The 13,138-nt window shown below is 33.5% G+C and carries 15 protein-coding genes and 1 riboswitch; of the genes, 10 read left to right on the top strand and 5 right to left on the bottom strand.

All coding sequences use genetic code 11. The features are described from left to right. Positions 1-3 precede the first annotated feature (3 nt). From AC1DKZ_RS19525 to AC1DKZ_RS19515, 3 genes are read right to left on the bottom strand one after another with little or no spacing between them, the layout of a single operon-like run. The gene (locus AC1DKZ_RS19525) at positions 4-1,011 is read right to left on the bottom strand and encodes a FecCD family ABC transporter permease (protein ID WP_044444293.1); all 1,008 of its coding nucleotides are present in this window, start codon (positions 1,009-1,011) and stop codon (positions 4-6) included. Next, complete coding sequence (locus tag AC1DKZ_RS19520; RefSeq protein ID WP_002139451.1) at positions 1,008-2,048, bottom strand: FecCD family ABC transporter permease; 1,041 nt, start codon at positions 2,046-2,048, stop codon at positions 1,008-1,010. Before AC1DKZ_RS19520 ends, AC1DKZ_RS19525 begins: the two co-directional genes overlap by 4 nt. 48 nt (positions 2,049-2,096) lie before the next feature. After that, complete coding sequence (locus tag AC1DKZ_RS19515; RefSeq protein WP_000732562.1) at positions 2,097-3,014, bottom strand: iron-hydroxamate ABC transporter substrate-binding protein; 918 nt, start codon at positions 3,012-3,014, stop codon at positions 2,097-2,099. 330 nt (positions 3,015-3,344) lie between these two features. Here AC1DKZ_RS19515 and AC1DKZ_RS19510 point away from each other — a divergent pair, with 330 nt between their 5' ends. Next, a complete protein-coding gene (locus tag AC1DKZ_RS19510) occupies positions 3,345-4,394 on the top strand; it encodes an NAD(P)/FAD-dependent oxidoreductase (protein WP_113938012.1) in 1,050 nt (349 codons plus the stop codon). A gap of 231 nt (positions 4,395-4,625) precedes the next feature. On the opposite strand, the gene AC1DKZ_RS19505 is transcribed toward AC1DKZ_RS19510, so the two are convergent. After that, positions 4,626-4,994, bottom strand: coding sequence for a hypothetical protein (locus AC1DKZ_RS19505; protein WP_016103223.1), 369 nt, complete (start codon positions 4,992-4,994; stop codon positions 4,626-4,628). 181 nt (positions 4,995-5,175) lie between these two features. Between AC1DKZ_RS19505 and AC1DKZ_RS19500 the strand changes: the two genes are divergently transcribed. The 8 genes from AC1DKZ_RS19500 (at position 5,176) to AC1DKZ_RS19465 (ending at position 10,967) form a co-directional block, all read left to right on the top strand. Further along, on the top strand, positions 5,176-5,415 hold the full coding sequence (locus AC1DKZ_RS19500) for a helix-turn-helix domain-containing protein (RefSeq protein WP_002010190.1): 240 nt from the start codon (positions 5,176-5,178) through the stop codon (positions 5,413-5,415). Between the two features lie 248 nt (positions 5,416-5,663). Next, a complete protein-coding gene (locus AC1DKZ_RS19495; RefSeq protein ID WP_113938010.1) occupies positions 5,664-6,173 on the top strand; it encodes a spore coat protein in 510 nt (169 codons plus the stop codon). Positions 6,174-6,193: 20 nt separating this feature from the next. Beyond that, entirely contained in the window at positions 6,194-6,643 is a 450-nt protein-coding gene (locus AC1DKZ_RS19490; RefSeq protein WP_113938009.1) for a spore coat protein, read from the top strand. A 24-nt stretch (positions 6,644-6,667) separates the two neighbouring features. Further along, positions 6,668-6,808 (top strand): hypothetical protein, encoded by a 141-nt coding sequence (locus AC1DKZ_RS19485; RefSeq protein ID WP_219300418.1) that lies wholly within the window; start codon positions 6,668-6,670, stop codon positions 6,806-6,808. Positions 6,809-6,822: 14 nt separating this feature from the next. After that, on the top strand, positions 6,823-7,491 hold the full coding sequence (locus tag AC1DKZ_RS19480) for an LSm family protein (protein ID WP_002016710.1): 669 nt from the start codon (positions 6,823-6,825) through the stop codon (positions 7,489-7,491). 232 nt (positions 7,492-7,723) lie between these two features. Then, complete coding sequence (locus AC1DKZ_RS19475; RefSeq protein ID WP_219300416.1) at positions 7,724-8,989, top strand: S-adenosylmethionine decarboxylase related protein; 1,266 nt, start codon at positions 7,724-7,726, stop codon at positions 8,987-8,989. Positions 8,990-9,127: 138 nt separating this feature from the next. After that, complete coding sequence (locus tag AC1DKZ_RS19470) at positions 9,128-10,354, top strand: ATP-binding protein (protein ID WP_431182595.1); 1,227 nt, start codon at positions 9,128-9,130, stop codon at positions 10,352-10,354. 229 nt (positions 10,355-10,583) lie between these two features. Further along, positions 10,584-10,967, top strand: coding sequence for a hypothetical protein (locus AC1DKZ_RS19465; protein WP_431182596.1), 384 nt, complete (start codon positions 10,584-10,586; stop codon positions 10,965-10,967). Positions 10,968-10,992: 25 nt separating this feature from the next. Here the strand turns inward: AC1DKZ_RS19465 and AC1DKZ_RS19460 are convergent, their stop codons facing one another. Next, on the bottom strand, positions 10,993-11,625 hold the full coding sequence (locus tag AC1DKZ_RS19460) for a cyclase family protein (protein WP_002091277.1): 633 nt from the start codon (positions 11,623-11,625) through the stop codon (positions 10,993-10,995). 85 nt (positions 11,626-11,710) lie between these two features. After that, a riboswitch (SAM riboswitch) is annotated at positions 11,711-11,823 on the bottom strand. Between the two features lie 149 nt (positions 11,824-11,972). On the opposite strand from AC1DKZ_RS19460, the gene AC1DKZ_RS19455 reads away from it, so the two are divergent. Then, complete coding sequence (locus AC1DKZ_RS19455) at positions 11,973-13,082, top strand: PRK06851 family protein (RefSeq protein ID WP_476996876.1); 1,110 nt, start codon at positions 11,973-11,975, stop codon at positions 13,080-13,082. Positions 13,083-13,138 lie beyond the last annotated feature (56 nt).

Here is a 13,138-nt window from a genome sequence, read left to right as displayed (position 1 = left end):
TTCTTACACTTTCTTAAGCAACAAATACATAAAGTAAGGTGCACCAATTAAAGCAACGACAATACCAGCTGGAATACCGCTAGGTTCGACGATATTTCGTCCAATTGTATCCGCTAGTAGTAATAACCATCCGCCGATTAAAACGGCGATAGGGATGAATATTTGATGCCTTGGACCTACTAAAGATTTGGCGATGTGAGGAGCCATAAGTCCGATAAAGCTAATGCCTCCTGTTACGGAAACAGCAGCGGCAGCAAGTGCAACGGCTGCGATTAATAAGTATCTTCGTTCTTTTTCAATTTCAATTCCAACACCGATTGCTACTGGTTCGTTTAATGCTAGTATATTTAATCGATTTGCTTTATAGAAGACAAATGGGATTAATACGATTAGCCATGGAAGCATTGCTAAAACAAATGTCCAGTCATCTCCCCAAATGTTTCCGGCAATCCATTTAGCGATAAAGTCTACTTTCATACGATCTGCAGATGAAATAAGTACAATCATCGCGCCAGATAGTGCAAAGGAAAAACCGATGCCGGTTAATGTTAATCTTATTGGCTGAAGGCCTGTGGATTTGCTATATGAAAATACGTAAATTAGAACAGCTGTTAGAAACGCACCGATAAATCCAACGACTGGTAGTAGGTAAAGAAATGAACCTACGTCTATCGGGAAATATAGAAAGAAAACAGAAACTGCAACACCAGCACCAGCGTTAATGCCGAGAATACCAGGTTCAGCTAAATCGTTTCGGGTAATACCTTGTAATATAGCACCTGATAAAGCGAGTGCCATACCGGCTAATAATGTAATGACGATTCTAGGTAGCCTTAAAGAATATAAAACGAATTCTTCTTTAAATGTACCTTGTCCCATAAGTGTTGGGATTAATCTGTCATAGGAGAGAGCGGCAGAACCGAGTCCCATTCCAATTACAATTGTTGTGATGGTAAGTATGAGTAATGCAAGTATGATAAGGCGTTGTTTCTTTAGAATAGATTGCATCATGAGAAAGTTCTTCCTCCTTTACGTACAATAAATAGGAAGAATGGTAATCCTACAATTGCGACGATTGCAGCAACTGGTGTTTCATACGGAGCGTTAATTGTACGTCCGATTGTGTCTGCGAGCAGCATAAAGGAAGCACCAGCAATCGCTGACATCGGTATAACAAAACGGTAATCTGGTCCAACGATTGGACGAACCATATGGGGTACCATAAGGCCGATAAATGCCATGTTTCCGACAAGTGCTACAGAAGCACCAGCAAGCAAGATAATAATGATAAATAAAATCGTTTTAATAACGATTATTTTTTGACCGAGTCCAACGGCAACTTCTTCACTGAAACTAAGAACTGTTAATTTCTTTGCAAGTAAGATAGCGATAAATATACTTATTGAAATAACCGGAATAATAATTTTTAATTGGCTCCAACTCGTTCCAATTACGCCCCCAGCCGTCCACATTGATACATCTTGTGAAATTTTAAAGTAAATGCCAACACCTTCTGAGATTGCAAGTAGAAATGCTGAAACAGCAGCACCAGCTAATACAATTCGAAGAGGAGAAAGTCCGCCCTTTTTCACCATGCCAATTCCAAATACCATAATAGCGCCAATTGCAGCACCGATAAAGCAAGCTAGTGTTAAGTAAAGGTAGCTTATAGAAGGATTGAAGGCAAGTGTTAGTGCAAGTGCAGCATTTGCGCCACCAGTTAGGCCAAGTAATCCAGGGTCGGCAAGTGGGTTTCGCGTTAATCCTTGCATAATTGCACCAGAAACAGCGAGTCCAGCTCCTACAAAAATAGCAGCAACTTCACGTGGTAAACGTATTTCACGAAGGATGGATAGCTTATCTCCTTTAGCAGAGGAAGTAAGTGCTAACCATACGTCTTTTATAGAAGTATCTGCAGCGCCTAACACCATTGCAAACATAAAAATAAGAAAGAATGCAATGATACTCAAAATTAATTTGTATGTAAAAGCGTTGGAACGTAGGTTGTCTTGCTCTTTTTTCATCAGTTTCACATCTTTTCTTTTCATAGAATAAAGGAAGAGGAATTCTTAAATTAAGAATTCCTCATGTTTGTATTATTGACCAAGAAAGCTCTTCTTGAAGAAGTCTAGTTGGAAATCTAATGTAAGTGGATCATTGAAATAGAATTCCATCATGTTTGCTTCATATACACGATTATTTTTTACTGCCGGAATGTTTTTATATGATTCTGTCTCTTGGAATGAGTTATCAGTATCTTTGTTTTTACTTACGATTAAGTAATCACCAGCAAACTCAGGTAATACCTCAGTAGATAATGCGTAGTATCCTTCTTTTAAGGCTTTTTCTTTTACTTTTTCAGGCATTTTTAATTTCATTTCTTGGTAAAGAATTTCTGTTCCACGGCCCCAGTTTTCGCCGTATACGTAAAGCTGCTTGTTGAAGTTTTCAACAACAGAAACGGTTGCATCTTCACCGATCTTCGCTTTAATGTCTTTTCCAGCTGTTTGTGCGCGTTTCTTGAAATCATCAACCCAAGTTTTTGCTTCTTTTTCTTTATTTAATAATTTACCGATTTCTAAGTGTTGTGTTAAGTAATCAACTTTTCCGTAAGTGTATGTTACAGTAGGAGCGATTTTCTTTAACTTATCAACATTTTTAATATTTGATAAACCAATGATTAAATCTGGATTTAATTCAGCAATTTTTTCAACATTCTCATCTGATACTTCAGCGACATTTTTCAGTTTGCTATCAAAACGTGGGTTTTGTTTAGACCATGAATCTACCCCAACAAGATTTACACCTAATGACATTACGTTACCAGCGAATGATGATAGGACAACAACACGTTGTGGATTTGCTGGAACTTCAACTTTACCATTTTCAGATTGGTATGTAATTGTTTCTGATTTCTTACCTTTTGCGTCGTTCTTCTTGTCTGTTGAACCATTGCTACAAGCACTCATAACAAGGACGAACAGAACTGTTAGTGAAATGAATAATTTTTTCATCGTCTTTCTCCTTTTGATAGATGATATGTGATATACAATAAATTGTTTGGCTTTGATCTTTTGAAAAGTTAGTGGTAATACAAAAGTCTTATTAACAATCTTGAACTTGAGATTTTACCATATAGTATTCACCATAGTAATAGAAGAAGATGTAATCTCACAGTTGCTAATAATTAACAAATTGATAATGATTATCACTATTGATTCTTTAAATACTATAATTTTATATAGGTGTATTGTCAATAGTGATTTTGATTGTAAAATTTATAAAAACAAGTTATATTTTATTGAGAATGATAATCAATTATTAGTAGCTGAGGAGTGACACGAATGAATCAAGAAGAATTGTTTGATGTAACTGTGATAGGCGGAGGACCTGCAGGGCTTTATTCAGCTTTTTATAGTGGACTAAGAGAGATGAAAACGAAAATAATAGAATTTCAACCACAGTTAGGTGGAAAAATACATGTTTATCCGGAGAAAATGATTTGGGATATTGGCGGATTATTACCGGTTACTGGTGATAAATTAATTGAGCAACTTGTACAACAAGGATTAACATTTCAGCCTGAAGTTGTATTGAATACAAAAATAGAATCAATTATTCGTAATCAGGATGGCATTTTTACATTGAAAACAAGCTCTGGGGAAGAACATTTTTCAAAAACAGTGATCGTCGCAACTGGGAGTGGTATATTGAATCCACAAAAGTTATCAATTGAAGGTGCTGAGAGATTCGAAGTCTCAAATTTAAATTATACAGTTAAATCGTTAAAACGCTTCAAAGATAAAACGGTAATTATTTCAGGCGGAGGGAACTCCGCAATTGATTGGGCGAACGAATTAGAACCAATCGCAAAAAAAGTTTATTTAACATATAGAAAAGAAGAATTATCTGGTCATGAAGCACAAGTAAAACAACTTATGAACAGTTCAGCAGAATGTTTCTTTAATACATCGATTACAAAATTAATTGCTGGTGATAACCATGAAGCGATTGAATATATAGAATTAACAAATCATGAAACTGGAGAAATTTCTCATTTATCTATCGATGAAGTTATTATTAATCATGGATATGAACGCGATATAACATTATTAGAAAATAGTGAGCTAGATGTTGCTATTGTTGACAATTATTATATTGCAGGGAATGCAAATAGTGAGTCCTCGGTAGACGGATTATATGCCGCTGGAGATATTTTAAAGCATGAAGGGAAATTGCATTTAATCGCAGGGGCATTCCAAGATGCTGGAAACGCTGTGAATAAAGCGAAACAATTTATTCAACCTGATGCAAGTGAGTACGGAATGGTTTCTTCTCATAATGAAGTATTTAAGAAGAGAAATCGAGAATTGATTAAGCAGATGATGAAATAATAAAGGAACAAGTATACCCCCATTTACATCTCTATTTCTATGGACGAGAGATACAAATGGGGTTTTTCCTGTTTACTATATTTTCAATCATTTTCATGACACCGTTTTCATTAGTTCATGTCATATGAATGTATTTCTATAAAAAGGGAATACAAAGACTTGAACATTTTATTTGTAAATCTTTCTAGGAAACAATGAATCTATAGTTGGTTTGTGCGGACCATTATTAAATTATGCGGTCCCTTTTGTCTGTTCATTAGGAAATGGAATATTTTGTATAGAAACAATATATTGTTTTCCATGTTGTCGAGCTAATGATTCTAATATTTGACGAACGCGTTTTGTAAGATTGCCTTGTTTTTTTATAGCTTCACAATATGCATCATAGAAAACGTATTTAGCCCAAAGGAAATCATCTTGTTGGAATAAGAAATGATTTTTGTACCATTCACCAATCGTATGATAACAATTATTTTCATGTACTGCTGCACTTTGTGAAAGAATACGATCGGATAAAGACTTAGATAGATGAGAAATTGTGTTTTCTGTTTCAACTCGTAATGTTTTTTCTAACATTGTAATGATGTGACGAGTAGCCATATGTTAACTCTCCTTTGTGTAAATGGGTAATACCATTCTATATTTAAAAAATACTTACTATACTATTATACAATATATGGAATGCATCTACCTGCTTTTTAATTTGTATTTACAAAATCTTTTTTATTTGTTTACAAAAATAAAGTAAGATACATTATGTATATGAAAAAATAATAAAGGAATGAACACATTGTATATAACGATAGAAGAGGCTGCGGAGTATTTGAAATTACCAAAATCGTATGTTGAAGACTTAATTCAGCAAAAGAAAGTTCGTGCATTGTTTGATGGAGAGCAATATTTAATAAATAAGGAACAGTTTAATACACATTTAGAACAAATGGAGAAATATAAGCAGTTAGTGGAAGAAATATTAAATGAACCAATTCCAGAAGATATGGATGTTAAAGACGAAGATTAAATTTATAAAAAGCCCCCGTATTAAGATATGCAGAAATGTATCTTAATACGGGGGCTTTTTATATTAAGGGATGAAAAAGTCATCCGAAATCCTAGAGTTACTTTAAGGGAAAGAAGATTTTATAGGGATTAGTATTATTAGTTAAAAGCATATTTTTTCATAGCGGGGACAAACATAGCGAACATAACCTGTACAGATACATATACTATCAGTGCAAAAGCTTATAAATTAATGGAAGGGGTTTTCTCGTGAGTTTACTTCATTGTGATTTTTTGAAAGATTTAATTGGATCTTATGTAAGAGTAAACAGAGGTGGACCAGAATCTCAAAAAGGAACAATAGTATCAGTGTGTACGGACTACTTCGTATTAAAGAATGAAAAAGGAGAGCGCTATTACTATCAGCTTCGCCATCTGAAAAGTATTACAAAGAATACGAAAGATTGTGTAACAGATGATTGTGGCTGGTTGGAATATGACTGTGCAGAAGATTTTGAAAAGCTACTTCAAAGCTTCAAATACCGCTGGGTAAAAATTAATCGTGGTGGTCCAGAGAAAGTTGAAGGCATTTTACAAGACGTTTCTTGTGATTATGTAACGTTAATTATAAAAGAGGAAGTTATATTAATTGCACTAGCTCATATTAAAAGTGTTAGTTATAACGAATCAGTATGTGGAGAGAGCGATGAGAAAAGTGATGAAAGTAGCAATGATTCAAGTCGAGCTCGTGCACAAAGACAATCAAGAAGAGGAAGATAATAAGAAAGGAGGATATGAAATTGGAGAGTCTATTATGCTGTGATCAAATTAAAGGTTTAGTCGGTGAAAATGTAAAGGTAAATCTGCGCGGGCCGGAAAGTCGAGTAGGTGTACTTTTATCGTTGGGGAAAGATTACCTTACACTACAATTACCTCATGGAGAAGTAGTATATTATCAGTTGAAACATGTGAAGAGTCTAGTCAAGAAAGTGAAAGAAACAAAATGTGACGATTACTATGGTTCATGTTTCTATTCTGATGAAGATACTTTTTTAGATGTATTAAGTGACCTGAAGTATAAGTGGATAAAGGTTAATCGTGGTGGACCAGAGTGTGTGGAAGGTTTATTAAGTGAAGTACATGATGAATGCATTACGCTAGTAAATGGTGATGAAGTCATTTACGTGATTATTTATCATATTAAGAGTGTGAATCAAGTAGTTAAGTGTAAAAAGAATGAAGAAGAATAATGTTTGATAAATAAGAGGGGCATTATGATTGGAAGTGAAGAACGATTTCATAGTTCGCTACAATTATTAGCGATATATGAAAAAGAATTTCTTACTACTAAAAGACAGAACATTGCCCTGATTATTTTTTTAGAAATGGAAGGCAGGAAAAGTAGTATTTTATAGAAAGGAGGATATAGATGAATGAGTTAAACAAAAATATTGGAGAAAATATATACGTTAAATTAATCGGTGAAAAAAGATTTAAAGGTGTATTAATTGATGTAGGAAATGATATTGTAGTTCTTTACAATGGACAAGACTATGTATATATATCTTTATACCATATCCAGTATTATAAATTTTTAAGAGAGCATGATGAAGAAATATTAAAGCCTGGTGTGGACTCTGTAATTAAGAGGGAATCACCTTCAATTTCTTTGAGAAAAGTATTAATCACATCTAAAGGGATTTTTACAGAAATTTATGTGGCAGGAAATGTTCCGATACACGGTTATGTTACAAGTGTGATGAACGATTATATTGTTTTTTATAGCCCTGTTTACAAAACTGTATATATATCTTTAAAGCATTTGAAGTGGTTAATTCCTTATAAAGAGAACCAAGTACCTTATTCCCTCAATAAAAATGAACTCCCCGTAAATCCATTAAATATTACTCTAGCTAGAACTTTTGAAGAACAGCTTATTAAAATGTCAGGGAAAATTATGGTGTTTGATTTAGGCGAGGAATCTAATAAAATCGGAAAGATGACGAAAATTGATGAAGGGCATATTGAAATATTAAAAGCACGTGACGCAAAAATGTACGTGAATATTCAACATGTGAAATCTGTCCATTGTCCGTAGGCTAGTTGAAAGGGCTGGCTTTTTCTTTTATATATAGGGAAGAAAAGGTCGAGCCTATTTGTTTAATTCGATTTGGATATGAGGGGAAAATGAATTGAATATCATATAGGTATGTTAGTGTGATCTTTGAAGGGGCAATCTTGTACTAAAGGTGTACGAGCTACCTTTTGGTGTATTCAACTCACTTTTTGAGGAAGAGCTGCTCAACTACTTTATTAAAGGGGTTTTGTTTGTGGAGCAGTTTCCAAATTCGTTTTCGATTACATTACTTGGAAGTGCTGGTGGAGCAGCAAAAGCAGTGTTAGCAATTTTGAATCAAGCGGTAGTAAATGAAAAAGATCCAATTTATGAAGTGATAAAGAATATGAACTTCCATTTGGTGGATATAAAACAAAAAGATAAAAGTTATTATGATGAGTTGTTTCCAAATTTGAAAGAGCAATTTTTTTTATATGAAATAAACCTTCAAGATGTAGTCAAATTTAAACATCATTTAAAGGAAAAAAGAACGAAGGTTGTTATTGATGTTTCAGGTGCAGATACAATTAGGGTACTGAGTTGTTGTAATGACCTTGGCATTTGTTATATTAATTCGGCTTTGGAAAATGAGGCAGTAGATCAAGACGATAGTTTACTTGGTTTTCAGCTTACGGAAAGGTATACGAGGTTTGAGAAGGAGAAAGAAACATTTACAAATACAAGAGCGATTATAGGCTCAGGTATGAATCCTGGTGTTGTTCAATGGATGGTTGTTGAGCTTATGAAAGAACGTCCAAATGAAAAGCCGCGAGCATGCTATATTGTAGAACATGATAATTCATTTTTGAATGATAAAGAGCTTATAAAACCTCATACACTTTATGCATCATGGGCAGTTGAGCGTTTTCTTGATGAAGCGATATGGAGTTATCCTATGTATATGAGTCATCATCGTCCACTTTACTTTTATGAGGATGTATATGCTTCAGAGTATAAAGTAAAGTTAGGTGAAAAAGAATTTTATGGTTGCTTAATGCCACATGAAGAAGTTTTAATTTTAGGGAAATCTTTTAATATGGAAGTGGGTTTTCTTTATCGGATCAATGAGTATACAACAAACTTAATTAGACAGAACTTAGATAAAGTGGAAGATTTATGGAATTGGAATCGTAAAGTATTTAATCCAGCAGAAGATGATATTATAGGAGAAGATTTAGTCGGTGTGTTGCTCGTTTATGAACATAATGAGACATACATGTATAATGTAATGAATAGTAGCCAAGTTTTTCAAAAATATAAAACAAATGCGACGTACTTCCAAGTAGGGTGTGGAATTTATGCTGGCTTATGTAGTTTACTGTTAGATACTTTTGGACAAGGCGCTTATTATGTAGAAGAATTATTATTAAATACTGAAAGTAAGTATGGGGAATATTTAAATTTATATATGAAGGATTTTGTAGTAGGACATAATAATTTTACAGATGGATTGCTAAATGATAGGGTAAGATGGATATAAGTTGTGACTAAAAGGAAGGAGATCTCCTTCCTTTTAGTATTAGAAGGTTACATATTGCCCTGAAAGCAATTTCATACTTATAATTTAAGTAGATAACAGTGGAAATGTTTTTTTGTATCGATCAAGGGGAGTTTTCATATGAACAAATACAAGAGCTTGATTTATGAAGAAAGAAAAGCTTTAAAGGTATTTATATTATTATTTTATATTATATTCTTTTTATATGATGCTATATATTATTTTGTATATCCCGCTATGAATATTAATGGAACAACGGTAGGATGGCCAAAAGGTAGCCTTGGGATAGGTGTATATATATTTGTAATATCATTATTTCCTATTTCAATATATCTTCAAAAAAGAGGCTATGTATATTCTGTAAAATATTTATTTTTATTTGGTTACATGTTTATCAACCTTATTAATAATTTAATGATTTATTTGCGAACGGATAGGGCTTTTGAACATGGTAGTATGGTAGAAATGTTATTAATTTTATTTGCACCGGTTTTCGTGAACAGAAAATATTTTTATTTAGTTTCCTTTAGTGTAATTGGAAAGTACGTATTTTTTACATTGATATTACAAGATTTAAAAGTTGTGATTCCACTTGTTTTATGTATATTCTATTTCATTATTTCACATTCTTTGTTAAAACGATTTCAGTCTTATGTAAGAACGGTTGTTGAGATGATGAACAATATGAAAGAGACGGAAAATTTAGCTGTTATTGGGACAATGTCTACAACAATTGCTCATGAAATTCGAAATCCATTAACAGCTTTAAAAGGGTTTACGCAAATGCAAAAAGAAAGAAACCCTGCTGATACGATGAGCTATGACATTATGTTACAAGAAATTGAAAGGATTAACGGATTTGTTAGTGAATTGATGTTATTAGGGAAACCGAAACCAATAAATTATGAATGGTGTAATATACGAGAAATCCTTTTATATGTTGTCCAGCTAATGGAAAGTTATGCGACTCAATATAAAGTGAAATTTCATTTGCAAGTAGATGGAAATTTACCCGTTATAAATGGTGATGACAAGCAATTAAAACAAGTGTTGTTAAATATCATCAAAAATGGAATTGAATCGATGCCAGGAGGCGGGGATATTCAGATTCTGGCATATGAAAAAGCTGGAGAGAACTTGTGTATTTCTGTTGAAGATCAAGGTATTGGGATAGAAAATGAGAAAATAGAAAAGATCGGAAAAGCTTTTTATACAACAAAAGAGAATGGTACAGGTCTTGGATTAATGATTACATATAAAATTATTGAAGAACATCAAGGGAGTATCGCGATTGAAAGTAGTATGGGGATAGGAACGAAAGTGGAAATTTATTTACCAACAGTGTAGTGCAGTAGACGAAATTATTTTTCAGAAAAGTGTTCTTGTTGTGTAAATATAAACATTTTATAAAATGTTTCAAGAAGGGTTTTTTTTATAAAACACTTCGTTTATAATGGAGGAAAATATCGACATAGAGCTTTTAGCTCGTGTAACGGTTCGGTAGTGTTATGAAAAGAAAAGATGGGGTGCACGCGCATCCTTTTTTCTATGCAGATATGATGAAAGGGGTGGTATGATGGAATTAACATTAAATTCGACTGTATGTTTACACACGATTCAATTTCGAAAAGAGCAAAATAATTATATTGTAAAAGATATAATTACAGGAGAAAAATATGAAATGCCGCCACTTTGGATTGATGCATTGGCAATGATGCGTGACGGTTTTTTATTGGGCGAAATTGAGGCGAAATTAAAAGAAGAGTATCCGGCCGAAGAAGTAAATATATTAGCATTTACGAGGCAACTGTTAGAGCTAGAACTTGTCGGAATGGTAGATGGGGAAGAGATAGCTTGTACAAAGAAGAAAGAGAAAGATTATTTAGCTTGGATACGCCCAAGGGTGGAACAATTCTTTTTTAACTTAAATAAAAAATATAAAAGCAAAGGTCAAAAGTGATCTTTGCTTTTTTTGTAGACCATGTTTAAAAAATAACAGCGAATGCCCTTGCGAAAGCACCGTCACTATTTTTAATTTTTAAAGGTGCTGCTGAGAAAAAGAATCGTTTCGCTTTAATGGCATCTAAGTTTGTTAAGTTTTCAATTAAGTAAATATTATTTCCTAACAGTATGTGATGAATCGGTGATGTTTCTGTCGTTACCTCATCAGGAGAAATAAAATCTAAACCGACAGATTTTACTTTTAATTGAACTAGTTCTTCAGCTAATTCTTCGGAAAGATAAAACGCTTCTTTCTCATAAGCTTCGGTATTCCATTTATTAGATAGATTGGAATGGAAAATGACAATATCACCTTCTTTTATGTCGACAGTATGTAATACTTCCTTAGGTAATTTTCGCTCTTGAACATGAGTCACATCGATAAGGACAGCTTCGCCTACAAATTGATTTAGGGGTAATTGATCAATAGTGGTTGCGCCTGAAATGAAATGAGCAGGCGCATCACAATGCGTACCAACATGAACGACAGAATGAAAATTCGTAACTTGATAACCTGTTTCTTCAACGCTTGTAATGGCTTCTAGTTGGATTTTTGGTGTTCCAGGAAATTGAGACATATTATTTTCAAACGTTTGTGATAGATCAATTACTTTCATTTTACATACCTCCAATATATTTTTTTCAAATAATAAAAAGCCCATCCTTCATAATCAAGAAAGATGAGCTTTACATACTAGTTGAGTTTTATCTTCCAAAATGCAATGCATTTTGCAGGAATTAGCACCTATTCAGTTTGCATAAACTGAGGTTGCTGGGCTTCAAAGGACCGGTCCCTCTGCCTCTCTTGATAAAGGTTTATTCGGTTTTAAATTCGGAATGTTTGTGATATTTAAATTGTAATTCATTTCCTTTTTTCGTGCAATACAAATTAGGTGTTCACCCAAATAAAGTTGCTCGCATATTGTAGCTTATGTAAGTAGACTGTTGCGAAGGAGTGAGTGCAGTGACAGGGAATGTATTGAATTATTATGCTGGTGGCAATACAGCTAGAGGATTTCATAATTTATACGAAGAGAATTTAAAAGGACTAGATAGGTTGTTTATTTTAAAGGGTGGTCCAGGAACGGGAAAATCTTCTTTAATTAAGGCAATAGGTCGTGAATGGGTTGAAAAAGGATATGATATTGAACTTTTGCATTGTTCTTCTGATAATAAGTCAGTTGATGGAGTGATTATTCCGAAATTAAAAGTAGGAATTGTTGATGGAACATCACCGCATGTTATTGAGCCGAAAATGCCAGGAGTTATTGAAGAGTATATAAATTTAGGAGTTGCTTGGGACTCAGATAAATTAAGAAAGCAGAAGTTAGAAATTGAACGGTTTGTATTAGAAGCGGGCAAGGCTTTCAAATCTGCTTACGGATGTTTTAAAGAGGCGTTAGTTATACATGATGAGTGGGAGAAAATATATATTAATAACATTGATTTTAATAAAGCAAATGAACTAACAGAACAGCTAATTCAGAAATTATTTGCAGATAAAAAGGGAGAACAATCGATTGTGAAACATCGTTTTTTAGGAGCTGCTACACCGAAAGGAGCAGTTGATTTTGTTCCTAATTTAACAGAAGGATTACCACATCGTTATTTTATAAAAGGACGCCCAGGTTCTGGAAAATCAACAATGCTTAAAAAGTTATCGAAGGCAGCAGAAGAAAAAGGGTTTGAAGTAGAAGTATATCATTGTGGATTTGATCCAAATAGTCTCGATATGATTATCGTAAGAGAATTGGGATTTGCAATTTTTGATAGTACCGCACCACATGAATATTTTCCAAGTCGCGAAGGTGATGAGATTATAGATATGTATGCTCTTATTGTTAAACCGGGGACGGATGAGAAGTATGCTACAGAAATTCGTGACGTTTCCATTCAATATAAAGCAAAAATGAATGAGGCAATGTCTTTCTTAGCAAAAGCAAAATCAGTTCGTGATAAATTAGAACGAATTTATATTGCTGCTATGGATTTTTCAAAAGTGGATGCATATAAAGAGGAAATTCAAAAAGAGTTTGAACGAATTACTGCTACTGTAATTGAAAATAAAAAATAGGTGCTTTATTGAGCTGTCAGAAATTGTCTGACAGCTGTTTTGGTATATAGTAAAAT

It is taken from the genome of Bacillus sp. 05T21 (assembly GCF_056396785.1).
The sequence above is the reverse complement of the archived record's forward strand: the minus strand, read 5'-3'. Positions and strand labels throughout refer to the sequence as shown.

Coding starts and splice junctions, on each gene's coding strand:
- AC1DKZ_RS19525 (WP_044444293.1), bottom strand. CDS start 1,011: ATGATGCAATCTATTCTAAAGAAACAACGCCTTATCATACTTGCATTA.
- AC1DKZ_RS19520 (WP_002139451.1), bottom strand. CDS start 2,048: ATGAAAAGAAAAGATGTGAAACTGATGAAAAAAGAGCAAGACAACCTA.
- AC1DKZ_RS19515 (WP_000732562.1), bottom strand. CDS start 3,014: ATGAAAAAATTATTCATTTCACTAACAGTTCTGTTCGTCCTTGTTATG.
- AC1DKZ_RS19510 (WP_113938012.1), top strand. CDS start 3,345: ATGAATCAAGAAGAATTGTTTGATGTAACTGTGATAGGCGGAGGACCT.
- AC1DKZ_RS19505 (WP_016103223.1), bottom strand. CDS start 4,994: ATGGCTACTCGTCACATCATTACAATGTTAGAAAAAACATTACGAGTT.
- AC1DKZ_RS19500 (WP_002010190.1), top strand. CDS start 5,176: ATGAACACATTGTATATAACGATAGAAGAGGCTGCGGAGTATTTGAAA.
- AC1DKZ_RS19485 (WP_219300418.1), top strand. CDS start 6,668: ATGATTGGAAGTGAAGAACGATTTCATAGTTCGCTACAATTATTAGCG.
- AC1DKZ_RS19480 (WP_002016710.1), top strand. CDS start 6,823: ATGAATGAGTTAAACAAAAATATTGGAGAAAATATATACGTTAAATTA.
- AC1DKZ_RS19470 (WP_431182595.1), top strand. CDS start 9,128: ATGAACAAATACAAGAGCTTGATTTATGAAGAAAGAAAAGCTTTAAAG.
- AC1DKZ_RS19465 (WP_431182596.1), top strand. CDS start 10,584: ATGGAATTAACATTAAATTCGACTGTATGTTTACACACGATTCAATTT.
- AC1DKZ_RS19460 (WP_002091277.1), bottom strand. CDS start 11,625: ATGAAAGTAATTGATCTATCACAAACGTTTGAAAATAATATGTCTCAA.